The 15188-nt window shown below is 66.1% G+C and carries 13 protein-coding genes; 8 read left to right on the top strand and 5 right to left on the bottom strand.

Going from position 1 to position 15188, the window contains the following annotated elements:
- Together Q4F91_RS09940 and Q4F91_RS09935 are read left to right on the top strand one after the other, a co-directional pair.
- The coding region (locus Q4F91_RS09940) for a hypothetical protein (RefSeq protein WP_303337266.1) at positions 1-651 on the top strand (651 nt) is incomplete at its 5' end.
- 63 nt (positions 652-714) lie between these two features.
- On the top strand, positions 715-1275 hold the full coding sequence (locus Q4F91_RS09935) for a nitroreductase family protein (RefSeq protein ID WP_303337264.1): 561 nt from the start codon (positions 715-717) through the stop codon (positions 1273-1275).
- A gap of 278 nt (positions 1276-1553) precedes the next feature.
- Here the strand turns inward: Q4F91_RS09935 and Q4F91_RS09930 are convergent, their stop codons facing one another.
- On the bottom strand, positions 1554-1979 hold the full coding sequence (locus Q4F91_RS09930; RefSeq protein ID WP_303337263.1) for a hypothetical protein: 426 nt from the start codon (positions 1977-1979) through the stop codon (positions 1554-1556).
- Positions 1980-2102: 123 nt separating this feature from the next.
- Here Q4F91_RS09930 and Q4F91_RS09925 point away from each other — a divergent pair, with 123 nt between their 5' ends.
- Both Q4F91_RS09925 and Q4F91_RS09920 read left to right on the top strand, forming a co-directional pair.
- Positions 2103-4556, top strand: a complete 2454-nt coding sequence (locus Q4F91_RS09925) for a hypothetical protein (RefSeq protein WP_303337261.1) — start codon at positions 2103-2105, stop codon at positions 4554-4556.
- A gap of 122 nt (positions 4557-4678) precedes the next feature.
- Positions 4679-5383 (top strand): DUF3261 domain-containing protein, encoded by a 705-nt coding sequence (locus Q4F91_RS09920; protein ID WP_303337259.1) that lies wholly within the window; start codon positions 4679-4681, stop codon positions 5381-5383.
- Positions 5384-5443: 60 nt separating this feature from the next.
- Here Q4F91_RS09920 and Q4F91_RS09915 read toward each other — a convergent pair whose 3' ends face one another.
- Entirely contained in the window at positions 5444-6178 is a 735-nt protein-coding gene (locus tag Q4F91_RS09915) for a Crp/Fnr family transcriptional regulator (protein WP_303337257.1), read from the bottom strand.
- 401 nt (positions 6179-6579) lie between these two features.
- Here Q4F91_RS09915 and Q4F91_RS09910 point away from each other — a divergent pair, with 401 nt between their 5' ends.
- From Q4F91_RS09910 to Q4F91_RS09895, 4 genes are all read left to right on the top strand, one after another.
- Complete coding sequence (locus Q4F91_RS09910; RefSeq protein WP_303337255.1) at positions 6580-8115, top strand: flavocytochrome c; 1536 nt, start codon at positions 6580-6582, stop codon at positions 8113-8115.
- Between the two features lie 174 nt (positions 8116-8289).
- A complete protein-coding gene (locus tag Q4F91_RS09905) occupies positions 8290-8622 on the top strand; it encodes a cytochrome c3 family protein (RefSeq protein ID WP_303337254.1) in 333 nt (110 codons plus the stop codon).
- A gap of 237 nt (positions 8623-8859) precedes the next feature.
- The gene (locus tag Q4F91_RS09900; protein WP_303337252.1) at positions 8860-9972 is read left to right on the top strand and encodes a porin; all 1113 of its coding nucleotides are present in this window, start codon (positions 8860-8862) and stop codon (positions 9970-9972) included.
- A 630-nt stretch (positions 9973-10602) separates the two neighbouring features.
- Positions 10603-11763, top strand: a complete 1161-nt coding sequence (locus Q4F91_RS09895) for a porin (protein ID WP_303337250.1) — start codon at positions 10603-10605, stop codon at positions 11761-11763.
- A 108-nt stretch (positions 11764-11871) separates the two neighbouring features.
- Here Q4F91_RS09895 and Q4F91_RS09890 read toward each other — a convergent pair whose 3' ends face one another.
- The 3 genes from Q4F91_RS09890 to Q4F91_RS09880 form a co-directional block, all read right to left on the bottom strand.
- Entirely contained in the window at positions 11872-12951 is a 1080-nt protein-coding gene (locus Q4F91_RS09890; RefSeq protein WP_303337248.1) for a hypothetical protein, read from the bottom strand.
- A 209-nt stretch (positions 12952-13160) separates the two neighbouring features.
- Positions 13161-14111, bottom strand: a complete 951-nt coding sequence (locus Q4F91_RS09885) for a nucleoside hydrolase (RefSeq protein ID WP_303337247.1) — start codon at positions 14109-14111, stop codon at positions 13161-13163.
- Positions 14112-14137: 26 nt separating this feature from the next.
- The gene (locus tag Q4F91_RS09880; protein ID WP_303337246.1) at positions 14138-15100 is read right to left on the bottom strand and encodes a ribokinase; all 963 of its coding nucleotides are present in this window, start codon (positions 15098-15100) and stop codon (positions 14138-14140) included.
- Positions 15101-15188 lie beyond the last annotated feature (88 nt).

Here is a 15188-nt window from a genome sequence, read left to right as displayed (position 1 = left end):
GGATTTTTGAGAGAAATGACAGAAACCCGTCAGACTCCCGTCGTCACGATCGCGCTCGAGGCGCGGAGCGGCACCCCGTCAGAGCACGCCACTCAAGCGCTCTTCCTCGCGCTTCTTGGGCGAACTTCGGAAGCCCCGGAGGAGACACCCGCCCCGGGCGTGAGAAGGCGCTCCGGCGTCGTCACGATCGGCGACAAGGCCCGCGACACCGCCCGCATCGTCCTTGACGAAGTCTCGCCGGCGGCCGCCCGCGAGGGCGCCGCGCGGCTCATCCGCACGACGCCGCTCCTCGTCGCCGCGCTAGGCAGCCCCGAGGGCGCTCCCGCGGCGGAGGTCCTCGCCACGGACGAGTGGGACAGCCCGATGAACTTCCTCTCGCTTGAGGACGCGGCGCTCCTCGAGCGCATTCCCGTGAAGGGCGGCCACGAGGCCCCCGCGCGCACGGAGTGCCCCTGGGCCGGCAAGGACTTCTTCCCGACGCCGCCCGGCGCCGCCGCCTTCATCCGTGTCTCGGGCGGAGGCGAGGAACTCCCCGCACGCGCGGCCCGGATACTGCTGCGCGCCGCAGGGATCCTCCTGAGACGGCTCGACATCTCCCGCGCCCGCGCGGCCGAGGGGCCGGCGCTTGAGGCAAGGCTCCTGGGCTCCTGAGACCCGGCCGCACGACCAGAATTTTTCAACCACCGACTTCTACTACAGCTTCAAGGAGGCAACATGCCCACGATTCAGCTCCCCGCACCCGCCGCGCTCACGATCACGCTTGAGGAGGCGCTCCGCCGCCGCCGCACGAACCGCGACTGCACCGCCGAGCCCCTCACGGACGCCGAGCTCTCCGCCCTCCTCTGGGCCTCGGCCGGCATCACGAGCGAGGACGGCCGCCGCACGACGCCGTCGACCCTCGACCTGCGCGCCGTGACGCCCTATGTGCTGCGCGCCGACGGCGCCTGGCGCTATGACGCCGCGACGAACACCCTCGAGCAGACCACGGCCGAGGACGTCCGCAAGGTCTCGACCGCCTACCAGTTCGAGTACGTCGAGAAGGCCCCGGTGACGATCGTCTTCGTCGCCGACCAAGAGCGCGCCAAGAACGCCCGTCCGACCGGCGTCTACGTCGACTCGGGCACGATGGGCGAGAACTGCTACCTCACGGCCACGTCGCTCGGCCTCGCCGGCACCATCCGCGCGTCCTTCGACCATGACCAGCTCCGTGAGGCGATGAAGCTCGCCGCCCACCTTGAGCCGATCGTTCTCTTCACCTGCGGCCGCCCCGCCTGATTGAAGAGTCTCCGTCCCGGGGAGCGCCGGCCGCCGCGCTCCCACGGGCGGATTTCCTTCGAAACAGCCGCGAACGGTCTGCAACATACCGTTTCTGACGCGATTCACCGCCCGCACGCCGGGCGGTTACACTTTGAGGAAGCGGAACACACTTGTATCCGTGTTCACTTCTCTCTTGAAGAAGGAGGCCGATCATGTCAGGAACCACCCGTCGCAATCTTTTCCGTGCCGCGGTTGCCGCCGCCTTCGTCACCGCCTCGCCGCTGGCGTCCGCCGATCTAGCGCAGACCCTGAACGGCGTCCTTCAAGCGATCCTCGGCAGCGACGAACCCGGTCCCCGGCCTCCCGAGCCGAAGCCCGAGCCGAAACCCCAGCCGAAGCAGCCTGAGCCGCGCCGCAATGAACCGAGGCAGCCCGAGCCCGCCCGCGGCGGCAGTCAGCCCGGCGGCCAGAGGGAGCCTCAGCGTCAGCAGCCTCAGCAGCAGCGTCCCGGCGGACAGCAGCAGCCCCAGCAGGGTCAGCAGCAACAGCGCCCCGGGAATCAGGGACAACAACAGCAGCAGCGCCCAGGCAATCAGGGACAGCAACAGCAGCAGTCCCAGCAGCAGCGCCCGGGCAGCCAGGGCCAGCAGAGCGGAGGTCAGCCTCCGCGGGGCGGCGGCCAGCCCCGCTGACCAAAACTCCTGAGGTCTGAAGATCTCCACGTGCCGGCAGTTCGTGAGAACCGCCGGCACACGCGTCTTCGGGATCGTCCAATACCGTACCGGTGCGCGGCAGTGACGGATAATTGACGCTTCCGATTTCCTCTCAAACTGCCCGAAGCTGCCGTGCGCCGACTCGCCGCCCTCTTCTCCCAGATCCTCCTCAGATTCCTCGAAGCCTCCCGCGGGCGCATCGCGCTCGCGGCGCTCGTGATCGTGCTCGCCGCGGCCGCGGCGGCCTGCGTCGAGCGCTTCTCGGACCGCCCCTTTGACGCGGACCTCGCGGCGCTGCTCCCCACGAGCCTCGCGCCGGAGCTTGACCCGGCGCTTGAGAACGCGCTCAGAACCCGCCTCACCGGCGAGTCCGCGCAGGCCGTGATCGCGCTCGTCACCGTTTCCGGAGATCCCGGAAGCGAGCAGTCACTCGCGGAGATCGCGCGCGGCGCCGCTTTGGCCGCGGAGAAGGTGCTCCTCTCCAGCCCGGCGCTCACCGCTTCGCCCGCCGCTGCCGTGACGGGGCTCCCCCAGCTTCCGGAGGCCGCGGGGCGGCTCCTTACCGAAGCGGACCGAGCGGCTCTGAAGAAGCTCACCGCGCTTCCCGAGGCACAGGCGCGGGCCGCCCTCACGCAGCGCGCGGTCGCCTGCCTCTCGTCGCCCGCCCCCAAGGCGCTCGGCTTCTCGCGCGACCCCTTCTGCAGCTTCGACAAGTGGCTCGCCGAGCGCCTCACCGCGCTCCCGTGGCGCCGCACCGAGGAGAACGGCCGCGCCTGGCTCGAGGTCCCGGGCGAGGACGGCTCCCGCACCGTCGTGCTCCTCTTCACCGCCGATCCCGCACAGGTCTCCTCCGGCAGCGCCGGTCTCACGGCGACCGTCAAGGACGCCGAGGCCGCCGCAGCGGCTTATGTGAGCGAACGCTCACCCTCGGCCCGCGCCGAGCTCCTCGCCGCCGGCGTCCCGCTCTTCACCGATGTGATCGCCGCCAATGCCCAGAGCGAGATCACTCTGATCAGCGTCGTCTCCACCGTGGGCGTCGTGGTCTTCGCCTGGCTTCTCTTCGGCCGCTTCTCCACCATCATCTTCATGGCCGCGACCGTCGCCGCGGGCTTTGCGATCGCCATGGGCGCGTCCTTCGCGGTCTTCGGCACGCTCTCCCTCGTCACCTTCGTCTTCGGCGCAACGCTGATCGGCGTCTCGATCGACTACTCCTCGCACTGGTTCGCGCTGAGGCGCCCGGAGGAATCCGCCAGGGACCGCCGGCGCAGGCTCCTCGCGCCGCTGCTCTGCGCCGCGGGGTCCTCCGCCGCCGCCTACCTTGTGCTCGCCGTGACGCCGCTCCCGGGCCTCAAGCAGATGGCGGTGCTTGCCGCCGCGGGCCTCATCGGCACGCTCTTCTGCGTGCTCGCGGCGCTTCCCTTCGTCGAGCGCTTCGCCCCGAAGGGCGACACAAAGCTCCTCGGGTGGCTCGAGCGGACGCTCCCTCGGATTCCGAGGCTCACGGCAGAGACCCTGCGCGCACCGATGAAGTCACCCGTCACGGCGGCGCTCCCGGTTCTCTTCGTCGTGCTCCTTGCCGTGGGGCTCCCGAAGCTTGAGTTCGCCTCGGGCGTGCGGGACCTGCAGGCCGCGCCGCAGTCCCTTCTTTCCGCTCAGCAGGCCGTCGCCGCGCGTCTGCGCATTGCCTCGCCCGCCCAGGCCTTCGTGGTCGAGGGCCGGACTCTTGACGAGGCGCTCGCGCGCGAGTCGAGCCTTAGGCAGGCGCTCGCCGCGGACCCGGCGCTCAGGGGCGTCACGCCCTCCGGGCTCTCGGAGTGGCTCCCGGGCCTCGCCGCGCAGGAGAGCGACCGCTCACTCACCGTGAAGGCGATCGAACTCGCCGGCCCCGGCATCGAGGCGCTGCTCGGCGCCCAGCCCGAGGGCCCGGGGGAAAAGCCGCTCACGCTCGCCGCGATTGCCGCGACACCCGTGGCCGAGGCCGCGAACCGCTTTGTGCTGAAGGACGACGCGTCCGGCGCGGCGCTTCTGCTCACGCTCGCCGGCGTGACGCAGCAGTCGCTCGCGCCCCTTCATGCCGCCGCGGCGAAGGCCGGCGACGGCGTCCATTTCGTTGACATCACGCGCGGGATGAGCGAGGGACTGTCGCTCTACCGCGACCGCGTGCTCACGCTCCTCGCGCTCGGGCTCCCGCTCCTCTGGGCCGCGCTCACGCTGCGTTTCGGCCGGGCGAGCTGGCGCGCCGTGCTCCCCTCCGCGATCGGCATCCTCACCGCGGCCGCCGCGCTTGGAGTGACCGGCCACCCGCTCACGCTCTTTGCCGCGCTCGCGATGACGCTCCTTCTCGGCCTCGGCGTCGACTACGGTATCTTCCTCACCGGAAGCCCCAACGACGGCCGCACCGCAGCCGCAGTGCTCTTCTCCGGGGTGACAACGATGCTTTCCTTCGGGCTGCTGGCCTTCTCCGCGACGCCCGCGCTCACGGTCTTCGGTCTCACGGTGCTCACGGGCCAGATCGCCATCTGGATCGCGACGCCGCTCCTGAGACCGCGGGAGGGCGCGACAGCGGAAGCTACGCCGAAAGTCTGACTTTCCGGCCCGTCATGCGGTGCCGCAAACCACTAATATCGGAATTCCGACGCCCGTGGTCCGAGACTTCTCCTCAGATCCCGCCCGAAAATCTCCCTCACCCCCTCCCGGAGGTCCGCAACATGCAGTATTCCCGCCGCCGCACGCTCCTCGCGATTTCGCTCTGCCCAGCGCTTCTTGCCACGGGCTGCGCCGTCACGTCCGGGGACCAGGGAACGAAGAGCGCACCGATCCGTTCGGCGAAGGAAAAGTCCGCAGGCAGCACGAAGGCTCCGGCGCCGAAGAAACCCGCCGAGCCGACGCTCCCGAAGATCGTCGATGACGGCGGGATGGCCCCGAGGTTCCTCCCTGCGGTCCGGAACGCCCCGTCGCGGTCGCTCGACCAGCAGATCCGGATCCGGTTCCTCCCCAAGGCCGTGGAGGCCGGCGCCCCGGATTCGGTGCCGACGCTCCGCGCGCTCGTTGTCACGGATCCCTCCGGCGTCAACGCCGTCTTCACCGCCATGGGCATGACGGTCTGGACGTTCAAGTGGGACGGCGTCAAGATCGATGAGTCGAGAAGCCCGAGGCTGCCGCATGAGGTGGATGCGAGAAAGCTCCTGAGGGACCTCACCTTCACGCTCTGGCCCGCCGAGCACGTGAAGAGCGCGCTCACGAGCGACCTTGCGATGGAGGTCCGCAGGGGCGAGAAGCGGGAGACGCGCGTGCTCCGCAGAAACGGAAAACCGATCCTCGGCGCGCTTATTGAGAAGCGCGCGAAAGGATCGGTCATCACGATCGAGAACGCGATCGAGGGCTACGCCCTCACCATTGAGTCGGCCTCTTAAAAAAGGCCCAAACAACCCTCCTGGCGCCGCGGAATTCCGCGGCGTCAGTTTTGAACGACTTTAAACTGCGTCCGAGCCGTCCACGGCGTAGAAGGGCTCGTCCTGGGCCGAGGTGAGGAGGTCCTGCACCCACTTCGGACGCGGCAGGTGCGCGCCCTCGCCGTCGGCGTATCGCATCCAGTCATGCACGCCCTGGAGCGCGTCGACCGCGAACGTCATGAAGTCGCCGGAGCGGCGGTACCCTGCCTCGCTCTTCAGTTCCGCGAAGAGGCCGTCGAGCGTCACCGTCGAGGTGCGGATCACCTGCGCGACATGCGTGTTGCGCCCGGGGAGCGGAATGGTCGTCATGAGCTTCCCGTTCTCCTCTGAGAGCGTGCCGTAGTAGAGCGACCACGTGAGGAGCAGCGCCTTCAGGCGGTCCATCGCCGGCAGGAGCCCGATCATCGCGAAGCCGATGCGGTCCGTGAGGTTGATGAGCTCGTTCTGCGCGAAGACGATCTTGAGGTAATCCACCGACTCATGCCAGAGCGTCTCGTGCGTGACCCTGTGGTCAATGACGAGAAGCTTCGTGTGGGCGAGCGCCTGATAGCGCCCGATCGCGGGACGTCCCGTCATGAAGTTGAGGTTGCCCGAAGCCAGCCGTCCGGCTGAGGAGAGCGCCATGGCGCCGGCGCCCGCCTGTCCTTCAAGTGTTGCAACGATGCGGCCCGTGAGGCCCGAGAGCACGAAGACGAAGTAGTGGTGCCTCACCTGCACGTTCGGGCAGATCCAGTCGCCCGGGAGATACTCGTGCACCTCGCCATGTTTCGCGAAATGACGTCGCGCCGTGGCCTCAAGCGGCGGGCAGAGCCAGGGAACGATGGGGACGCGCGGTCCGGAAAGGTCCGGCCAGGGACCGGCGAAACGGCACTGAGACGTGGCCTTATACCATTCGGCGGAGAATCTTCTCATTTGGTACTACTCATTTGTAAGCATGCAACTATGCCTTTTTATCTATGTCAAGGTAGGAGAAACGCTAACACATTGTACCTAAGCAGTTGGGTGTATTCCGCGAAGAGATGAATTCAAACTTACGGTCATGCAGCAAGCGAGGCTCTCACCCGAAGGGAGAGTGACGCAGGAACCGATTCAACTCGGAACTCGTGTTCCTGCGGCCGGGCCCGCCGAAAGCATATTTCATCTTAGGAGAAGCAAACATGTCCACTGAAATTTCCCGCCGCAAGCTCTTCGGCGCCGCCACCGCCGCCGCCGTCGGTTCCTTCTCGTTCGTGAAGACCGTTTCCGCTGCTGAGGCGAAGGACATCAACTGGAACGAAACGAAGAAGTTCGTCATCGTCGGCACCGGCTTCGCCGGCCTCGCCGCCGCCCTCGAGGCCCAGAGCCTCGGCATGAAGGCCGATGAGATCCTCGTCCTCGACAAGATGCCGGTCCCGGGCGGCAACTCCATCATCAACGGCGGCGCCGTCGCCGCTGCCGGCACCGACATGCAGGAGAAGGAAGGCATCAAGGACAGCCCGGACGTCCTCTACCGCGACATTCTGAAGGCCGGCGGCGGTCTCGCCCATCCGGAACTCGCCCGCCGCATCGCCGACGAGTGCGTCGAGAACTTCTACTGGCTCCGTGACAAGATCGGCGTTCAGTTCAAGGCCGTCACGTACCATGGCGGTCACTCCGTCCGCCGTTCGCACGCCGTCACGAACAACTCCGGCTCCGGCTTCATCAACCCGATGCTCGCCAAGCTCAAGGAACTCGGCATCCAGCCGCGTCTGCGCTGCATCGTCGACCAGATCATCGTGAGCGACAAGGGCTGCGTCCTCGGCGTCAAGGTTCGCAACAACTATCGCTTCGGCCGTGAGAACTCGGGCAAGGAAGCCTACATCCGCGCCACGAACGGCGTGCTCCTCGCCGCCGGCGGCTTCTCGCAGAACGTCCAGATGCGCATGTCGCACGACCCGCGCCTCACGGATGCCTTCACCTCCACGAACCATCCGGGTGCCACCGGCGAAATGATCCAGGAAGCCCAGGAGATCGGTGCCAACACCATCCAGATGGACTGGATCCAGCTCGGCCCGTGGACCTCGCCTGACGAGTCCGGCTTCGGCGTCGCCCCGCTCTTCGTTGAGTCCGCCGTCGGCTACGGCCCGATGGTCGATCCGGCCACCGGCAAGCGCTTCATCATGGAAACCGGCAACCGCAAGGTCCGTGCTGACGCCATCGTCGCCATCGGCCATCCCTGCGTGATCTACACCTCGCTCGAGAACGCCGAGGCCGTGATCATCGGCAAGAACATGACGCAGGAAATCTATGAGCGCTCGCTCAAGAACGGCGTCGTCAAGAAGTACGACAACCTCAAGGCCATGGCTGATGACCTGAAGATCCCGTACGAGCAGCTCCTGAAGACCCACGAGACCTTCAACGGCTACATGGCCGCCAAGAAGGACCCGGACTTCAACTGCATGTTCTTCGACAACTCCAAGCCGATCGATCCGAACAAGACGATCCTCGCCTGCCGTCTCTGGCCGCGCGTCCACCACTGCATGGGCGGCCTCGAGATCAACAACAACTCCGAGGTTCTCTCGGTCCGCGGCAAGCCGATCCCCGGCCTCTACGCCGCCGGCGAGATCACGGGCGGTGTGCACGGCATGGTCCGTCTCGGCACGGTCGCCGTTGCTGACTGCATGATCTTCGGCCGCGTCGCCGCTCGCTCGGCCGCGAAGTTCAAGGGCTGCTGATCGGCAAACCCTGAGGCAGAACCTCTTCCATGAGGATCTGCCTCACTGAGACCCCAAACTCTCCTGCCCTGAAGGCGCCGACAGACCGGTATCACGCGAAGAAGTGAACCATCTGCCGACGCCCGAGGGGAAAAGGTAGAAAACAAAACATAACGAACCTCGGAGATCCTTCCCATGAAACACCTCGCCCTGATCCTCGCGAGCGCTCTGCTTTTCTCGACTGCTGCCGTTCAGGCTGCGGATTTCGGTGCCGATCGTCACGTCGCGCGCGGTCTTGAGTGCAAGACCTGCCACGGCGCTGACATGAAGAGCCCGGAGTTCCCTGATCAGGAAGTCTGCCTGCAGTGCCACAAGCGCGAAAACGTCGCTGAACGCACGAAGGCCCTGAATCCGAACCCCCACACCGCTCCGCACAACAACGACTGCGTGCTCTGCCACTACCAGCATGAGCCCGAGGACAACTACTGCGCCCAGTGCCACAAGTTTGATTTCAAAATGAAGCACTGATCGAGCCGGGATCATGGAAGGGCAGGGGTTCCCGATCCCCGTCTCTCCGGTTCACCCGTTTTGAAACTGGCTTCGCCGCCGTCACAACCCGCGCGGCGGCGGGTCAAACCAAAAGAAGCGTGCTGAACAGATTCTCTGCTCGTTCGATTACCCGGCCCGTCCGGGTATCGGCGTATCTGCTCAGCCCGTCATCACTGTCCCACCAACAGTGAAAAACAACTCAAGGATCAAAGAATCATGAAAAAGTCTCTTCTGACTCTCGCCGTTCTCTCCGGCTTTGCCGCCGCCTCCATGGCCGCTGACGTCCAGGTCTACGGCCTTATCGACACCGGCCTCACCTACTATCACACCGATGCCGACAAGGCCGGCGTTGACAGCACCGATGAGCTCAAGATGACCACGGGCCAGGAATTTGGCCCCCGCTTCGGCCTGCGCGGCACCGAGGACCTCGGCAACGGCTACAAGGTCGGCTTCGTGCTTGAGAACGGCTTCAACTCCGATGACGGCCAGCTGACTCAGTCCGGCAAGATCTTCGGCCGCGAGTCCAACGTCTACGTCACCGGCCCGTTCGGTGAGGTTCGCTTCGGCCTGATGCCGGTCTTCGGCAGCACGCTCGGCGCCAACGGCCTCTTCCGCGCGATCGATGTGCTCTATGCCAACACGACCTCGGCCTTCGGCTCTGGCCACGCTTCCGCCTCGAAGTGGACGCGCGTCAACAACGCCATCAGCTACAAGACGCCGACCTTCGCCGGCCTGACGGGCTATGCGATGTACTCGATGAAGAACGACTCGGATGATGGTGCTGAAAACAAGACCACCTCTGAGCGCTATGCCTCTCTCGCCGCGCGCTACCAGAACGGTGCCTTCGAGGCCATCGTCGTGGGCGACATGACGATGTACGCCGGCAATGACAAGAACAACGGCGACGACGGCATGACCTGGACCGTCGGCGGCAACTACACCTTTGACAACCAGCTCAAGGTCATCGCCTTCGTCCAGTGGTTCAAGGATCAGCAGCTCTCTCGTGCCGGCATTATCGCTGACGGTCTTACGCAGCACCTCGGTGCTGCCACCTATGGCTACGTTGACGGCCTGGGCTACAGCCTCGGCGTGAACTACCCGATCGGCGGCGGCGTTGCCAAGGCCCAGGTTGCCTACCGTGACATGGAGAACCAGAACGACGTCGACTTCAAGCGCCTGACTCTCTGCGCTGGCTACGACTACGCCTTCACGAAGCGCACCTCCGTCTACCTCATGGGCGGCTGGACGCAGGAGAAGATCGAGTCCGCCACCATCGACGCCAAGCCGAGCGGCTACGAGCTCACGACGGGCATCCTGCACCGCTTCTAATCCGCTGTCAGAAGGCTGCGGACAGACAGGTTTCCTGAAACGCCTGCCTCACGCAGCCTGACAGAATGAGGCGAAAGGCTTCGGCGGAATCGTGCACCCGCCGAAACCCCACAAAGATCAAACGGAAAGTCGTCCGCGGCTTTCCGTTTTTTCTTTTCCGCAGCCCTTCCGGCTCCTCTTCTCCGGTGCCGCACGGGACCACCCAAAACTTTTGAAACGGCGACGAGGAAATTACAACAAGTTGGACAGTTGCCTCTCCAGCCATCCCGCCGGGCTGGAAAACGTTGGAAAGCGCTCTTCAGATCCGATCTGAGGAGCGTTTTGTTTTTTATGGGGAATCCTTCATTTTCTGTCCCCCAGACCCGATAGACGTCATGTGCATGAGGCGGCTCTCGGTTGCGGCTCCTTATTGGATGCCTTCAGACTGATCGACGCGTCCGGTGAAACGGACGCCCTCAAGAGACCATCTCAGTCCGCCGGCTGAGAGGTCAGACAACAAGTTTTCGCGGGGTCCGGTCAGTCATGGAGTCCCCCGGACCGTACGTGATCCGTTCCCTCACGGTCCGGGGCCCCTTCAGACCCGAGGCACTCGCAGAACCCCGAAATTCCCGAATGAAGGAAAACAAAAACATGCGTAAGTCCCTTACCGCCGCTGCCGTCATCGCAGCGCTGGGCGCCGTCTCCGCCGCCCAGGCCGCCGATGTCAAGATCTCCGGCGTTATCGACAACTACATCGAAGCCTATTCGAACGGCGACGGCACTCAGGCCCGCCTGTCGAGCGGCGGTGCCGGCGGCTCCCGCCTCACGCTTGAGGGCACCGAGGATCTCGGCGACGGTCTCGCCGCCTTCTTCAAGCTCGAGATGGGCATGCTCACCGACTACGGCGCCTCCTCCCCGGACAACTCCACGCAGTCGAGCTACCTCTTCCATCACGAGGCCACCATGGGTCTCAAGAGCAACACTCTGGGCTCGCTCTCCTTCGGCCGCCAGTACACCCCGACCTTCATCGCACTCGCCTCGATGGATCCCGCGGGCCTCGCGCTCGGCTCGGCGATGGGCACCTTCTCCCAGCCGATCGACCGCGGCGTGAACGGCGGAAACGCCACTGACAACGGCACGCGCCGTGACAACTCCGTGGTCTGGAAGTCCCCGAAGATGGGCAACTTCCTCGTGCACGCCATGGCCGCGCTCGGCGAGGACGCCCGTGACGACGGCTCGGCCTCGAGCACCCGCCGCAACTACTACGGCGCGAGCGTGCGCTACGTCGACGGCCCCGTGAACGTGGTCGTGGCCGGCGCCGCGCTCAAGTCCCGCTTCCACCTCGGCACCGAGGGTCAGCAGTACGGCGGCTGGGACTTCCTATCCTCGATCGGCGCCACCTATGACCTCGGCTGGATCAAGCCCGCCATCATGGTGAATTTCCGCAAGGGCGACGACTTCCGCTCCTCCAACGTCTACAACGCGGCCGGCACCCGCACGAAGCTCGGCTCCGATACGATCCTCGCCGCGCAGGCGGGCTTCTCCGCCCCGGTTCCGGGCGGCAAGATCGCCGTGACAGTGGGCTACGCGCACAACCGCACGCTTGACGAGGCCGACGCCTGGAGCGCCGGCATGCGCTACGACTATCCGCTCAGCAAGCGCACCTTCCTCTACTGCGGTGCGATCGGCGTCTGGAACGAGGACAACGCCGACTACAGCCTCTCGGGCGGCGGCGGCTCCTCGGCCGGTCCGGACACCGTCGTGGGCAAGAACGCCTCGACGTTCTTCGCCGGCGTTCATCACAGTTTCTGATCTGATCGTCGTTAACGCTGCCGAAGGCCGGGGGGCTGACGCAGCGGATGACAGATCAGTTTTCTGGGCGGGCAGGCTCCAATCTGGAAGGGGCTTCCCGCCCTTTTTTCACACCCTGAGGACGAGACGGGCGAGGAACTCCGCGGCGGTCTTCATCATGCCGAGCCCGGAAAGGATGAAGGCGACGGCCCCGAATAGGATCTCGACCACCTGAAGGAAAAGCTTCATGGTCGCGTACGCCGCCTCGGCCGTGAGGGCGGTGAAGTGCTTGATGTCCCGCACGAGCGCCCTGGCGGGCACGCGCTCGAGCTTTGCGACGGCGTCGCCGCCGTACCTCGCCGCGGCGCGGACCTCCGCGGCTCCGCGCTTCTCGGTCATGCGGACCACGTCCTTGCCGCCCCAGCGCAGCATCGCCCGGCCCGAGTCGCCGTATTTCTCGGCCGCGCGCACGACGCGCGGGATCTCGGCGAGGGTCTCGCTCTTCGCGAGCACCTCCATCGTCGCCGCAAGGCCCTGCTTCTCGCCGTACTTGACGAGATCAGCGACGGGGGCGAGTTTATCCATGCCCTTCGTGCCGCCGCGCACCGCGAGCAGGATCTCCTTCTCGAGACGCGGCGGGATCTTGTTGGCGCGCTTCGCGGCCTTGAGCACCGCGATGCCGGTCTTCCCCGCGCCGCCCGCAGGCGCCTGGGGGCCGATCGAGACGGCGGTGAGCGCGACGCCGAGCGCGGAGAGCGACGTGATGAAGGGATCGACCTCCTCGCCCTGCGTCCAGTGCCAGCCCTCGCGGACGAGGTCGCGGATGTCGCCCACGACAAGGAGGCTCGAGAGGGCGCCGGCCGCCTGGCCGTAGTCCTCGACGCTCTCGTCCAGGAGAAAGCCCTTCGTCACCTCGGTGGCCTGATACGAGATGTCCGAGCGCTTCTCGCGCGCCGCCTGCTCCACGGCCTGCACGGCCGCGTGTTCCTGCGGATCCTCGTCCGCTCCGGGCAGCGACAGCCAGAAGGACGAGTACTCCTCGGCCTCCCGGTATTTGCCGCTGTTGTAGAGCTCTGTCGCGTGCTCGACAGGATCGGTGACGACCACGTCAGCGAGGTAGCCGACGCGATCAAAGACGATCCAGTTGATGGCGGCGGCGCCCCCGACGAGCGTGAGCGCCATGGTGGCAAGAGTCAGACGAACGCCCATTGACGTAGCGAAAATTCCTCGGCTTCTCAAGGGGAAAGGGAAACGGCTGGGTTCACTTTCATTGTAGGGACGCCGGCCCCGCGCGCGAGGCTCCCGGAAACCGAAAATTTTTCAGTTTTTCCCGTTTTGCATCGTTCTGCAACAGAGCGCCCCGGAGACACGAACGGCTCCATAGAGGAGCCGCACGTGAAGCGTATGTTCAGACCTGGTCAGCCGAGGTGCTCGACCGCGCGGACCATGAGGTCCCAGAAACGGTCGACGTCGATCCTGAGTGCGACGAAGGTGTTGCAGCCCTCCGGGGCGGGACCGCGCAGGTCCGCCACTGTCATGCCGTAGGTGAGCGTGCCGTGGGTTTCCACGGATATGGGAGCGGCGCGCACTTCGAGGAGCGTCGGATCAAGCACGTACGCGACCGCGCAGGGATCGTGCAGCGGGGGCGAGTCAAAGCCCCTCCAGACGCGGTAGTTCTCGGCGAACATCTCGAGAATCTGCCACAGGCACTTCGACGAGGGGTTGCCGACCGCGCGGATGCGCTCGCGCACTTCCTCGCTCGCGCGGGCCTGGTAGGTGAGGTCAAGTCCCACCATCGTCACCTTCCAGGACTCGCTGAAGACGATCTGCGCGGCCTCGGGGTCGTTCTCGATGTTGAACTCCGCGCAGGGCGTGGCGTTCCCCTCGCGCCAGGCGCCGCCCATGAGGACGACCTCCCTGACGCGGGAGACGATCCGGGGCTCGAGCCTCGCGGCGATCGCGATGTTGGTGAGCGGTCCCGTCGGAACGAGCGTCACCGTGCCCTCGGGCTCGCGCATGATGATGTCGACGATCACCTGGGCGGCCGGACGGGGATCGAGCGGCAGCGTCGCCTCGGGGAGGTCAACGCCGTCTAGACCCGTCTCGCCGTGGATCTGGGAGGCAACGGCGACGGCCGGGCGCAGCAAGGGCCTCACCGCGCCGCGGGCGACGGGGATGTCCTTCAGGCCCGCCATGCGCGCGATGCGCAGCGCATTGTTCGTGACCTTGCCGATCGTCTGGTTGCCCGCGACCGTCGTGATCGCGAGCACCTCGAGGCCGGGCGAGCCCGCGGCGAGCATGATCGCCGCCGCGTCGTCGTAGCCCGGGTCGCAGTCGAGGATGATTTTCCTCGGAGCCGTTTCGGTCATGATCCTGCTCTCTGCCGCGGGAGGAATCAGAGCCTCGCGAGCGCGGCGTCCACCTCGACCCACTTCGGGATCGACTGGGCGGCGCCGGCGCGCGTGACCGAGATCGCGGCGGCCATCTGCGCGAAGCGGATGCCCGTGAGGAGCTTCTCATAGATGCGGTCAAGCGGCACTTCCTCGTCCTCGGCCTCCCAGGCCTCGATGAGCGCACGGACCGCGAAGCCCGTGAAGGTGTCGCCCGCGCCCGTCGTGTCGACCGCGTGCACCTTGAAGGCCGGGATGACGACCGGAATGCAGCCGGGATAGCGCACCGCGCAGCCGCGGCTGCCGAGCGTGACGAGAAGCGCCGTGTTGGGGTAGCGGCTGCCGAGCTCGGCGATGAGCTCGAGGTACTGATCGTCCGTGCGGTCGCGCTTGCTGAGGTCGAGGATGCCCTCGAGCTCCGTCTCGTTCATGATGACGGCGGCGAGGTCGTCCAGGGGCTGGAGCGGCACCGAGCTGTCATAGGGCGAGGGATTGAAGATGATGCGCAGATTCCGCTCGAGGCCGTAGCGGATCGTGTCCTTCACGCCGTTCGTCTCGTTCTGGATGAGCAGCGCCTCGCCGCGGTTGAGCGTGCGGATCGCCTCGCGGATGAAGTCCTTCGTGAGGCGCACGTTCGTGCCGGGATAGTAGAGGATCGAGTTCTCGCCCTCGGGCGAGATCTGGATGAAGCAGTGGCCGGAGGCCTCGGCGTCATCGACCTCGACGCGGTTCACGTCCACGCCTTCCTTGCGGAGGAACTCCTTCAGGAACTCGCCGTCGGTGCCGATGCGGCCGGCGTGGAGCACCTCAAGGCCCGCGCGGGCGAGCGCGACGCTCTGGTTGAGGCCCTTGCCGCCGACGTGGCGGGCGCGGCGGTAGGCCGCAAGGGTTTCGCCGCCGCGCACGAAGTGCGGCACCTGGTAGACGTTGTCAATGTTGAGCGAGCCGATGTTGAGCACGCGGGCCATGTTGAACCTCGGAAAAAACTGCGGGGAGTGGTTAAACCTGCAGATCTTAAGCCCTCTTGATGACAATTTGAAGACTTCGATTCGTGTT

Origin of the sequence: Sutterella sp., assembly GCF_030539355.1 — a bacterium.
Taxonomy (GTDB): Bacteria; Pseudomonadota; Gammaproteobacteria; order Burkholderiales; family Burkholderiaceae_F; genus Sutterella.
Note: the sequence above shows the minus strand (reverse complement) of the source record. Positions and strands in the feature narration are given on the sequence as shown.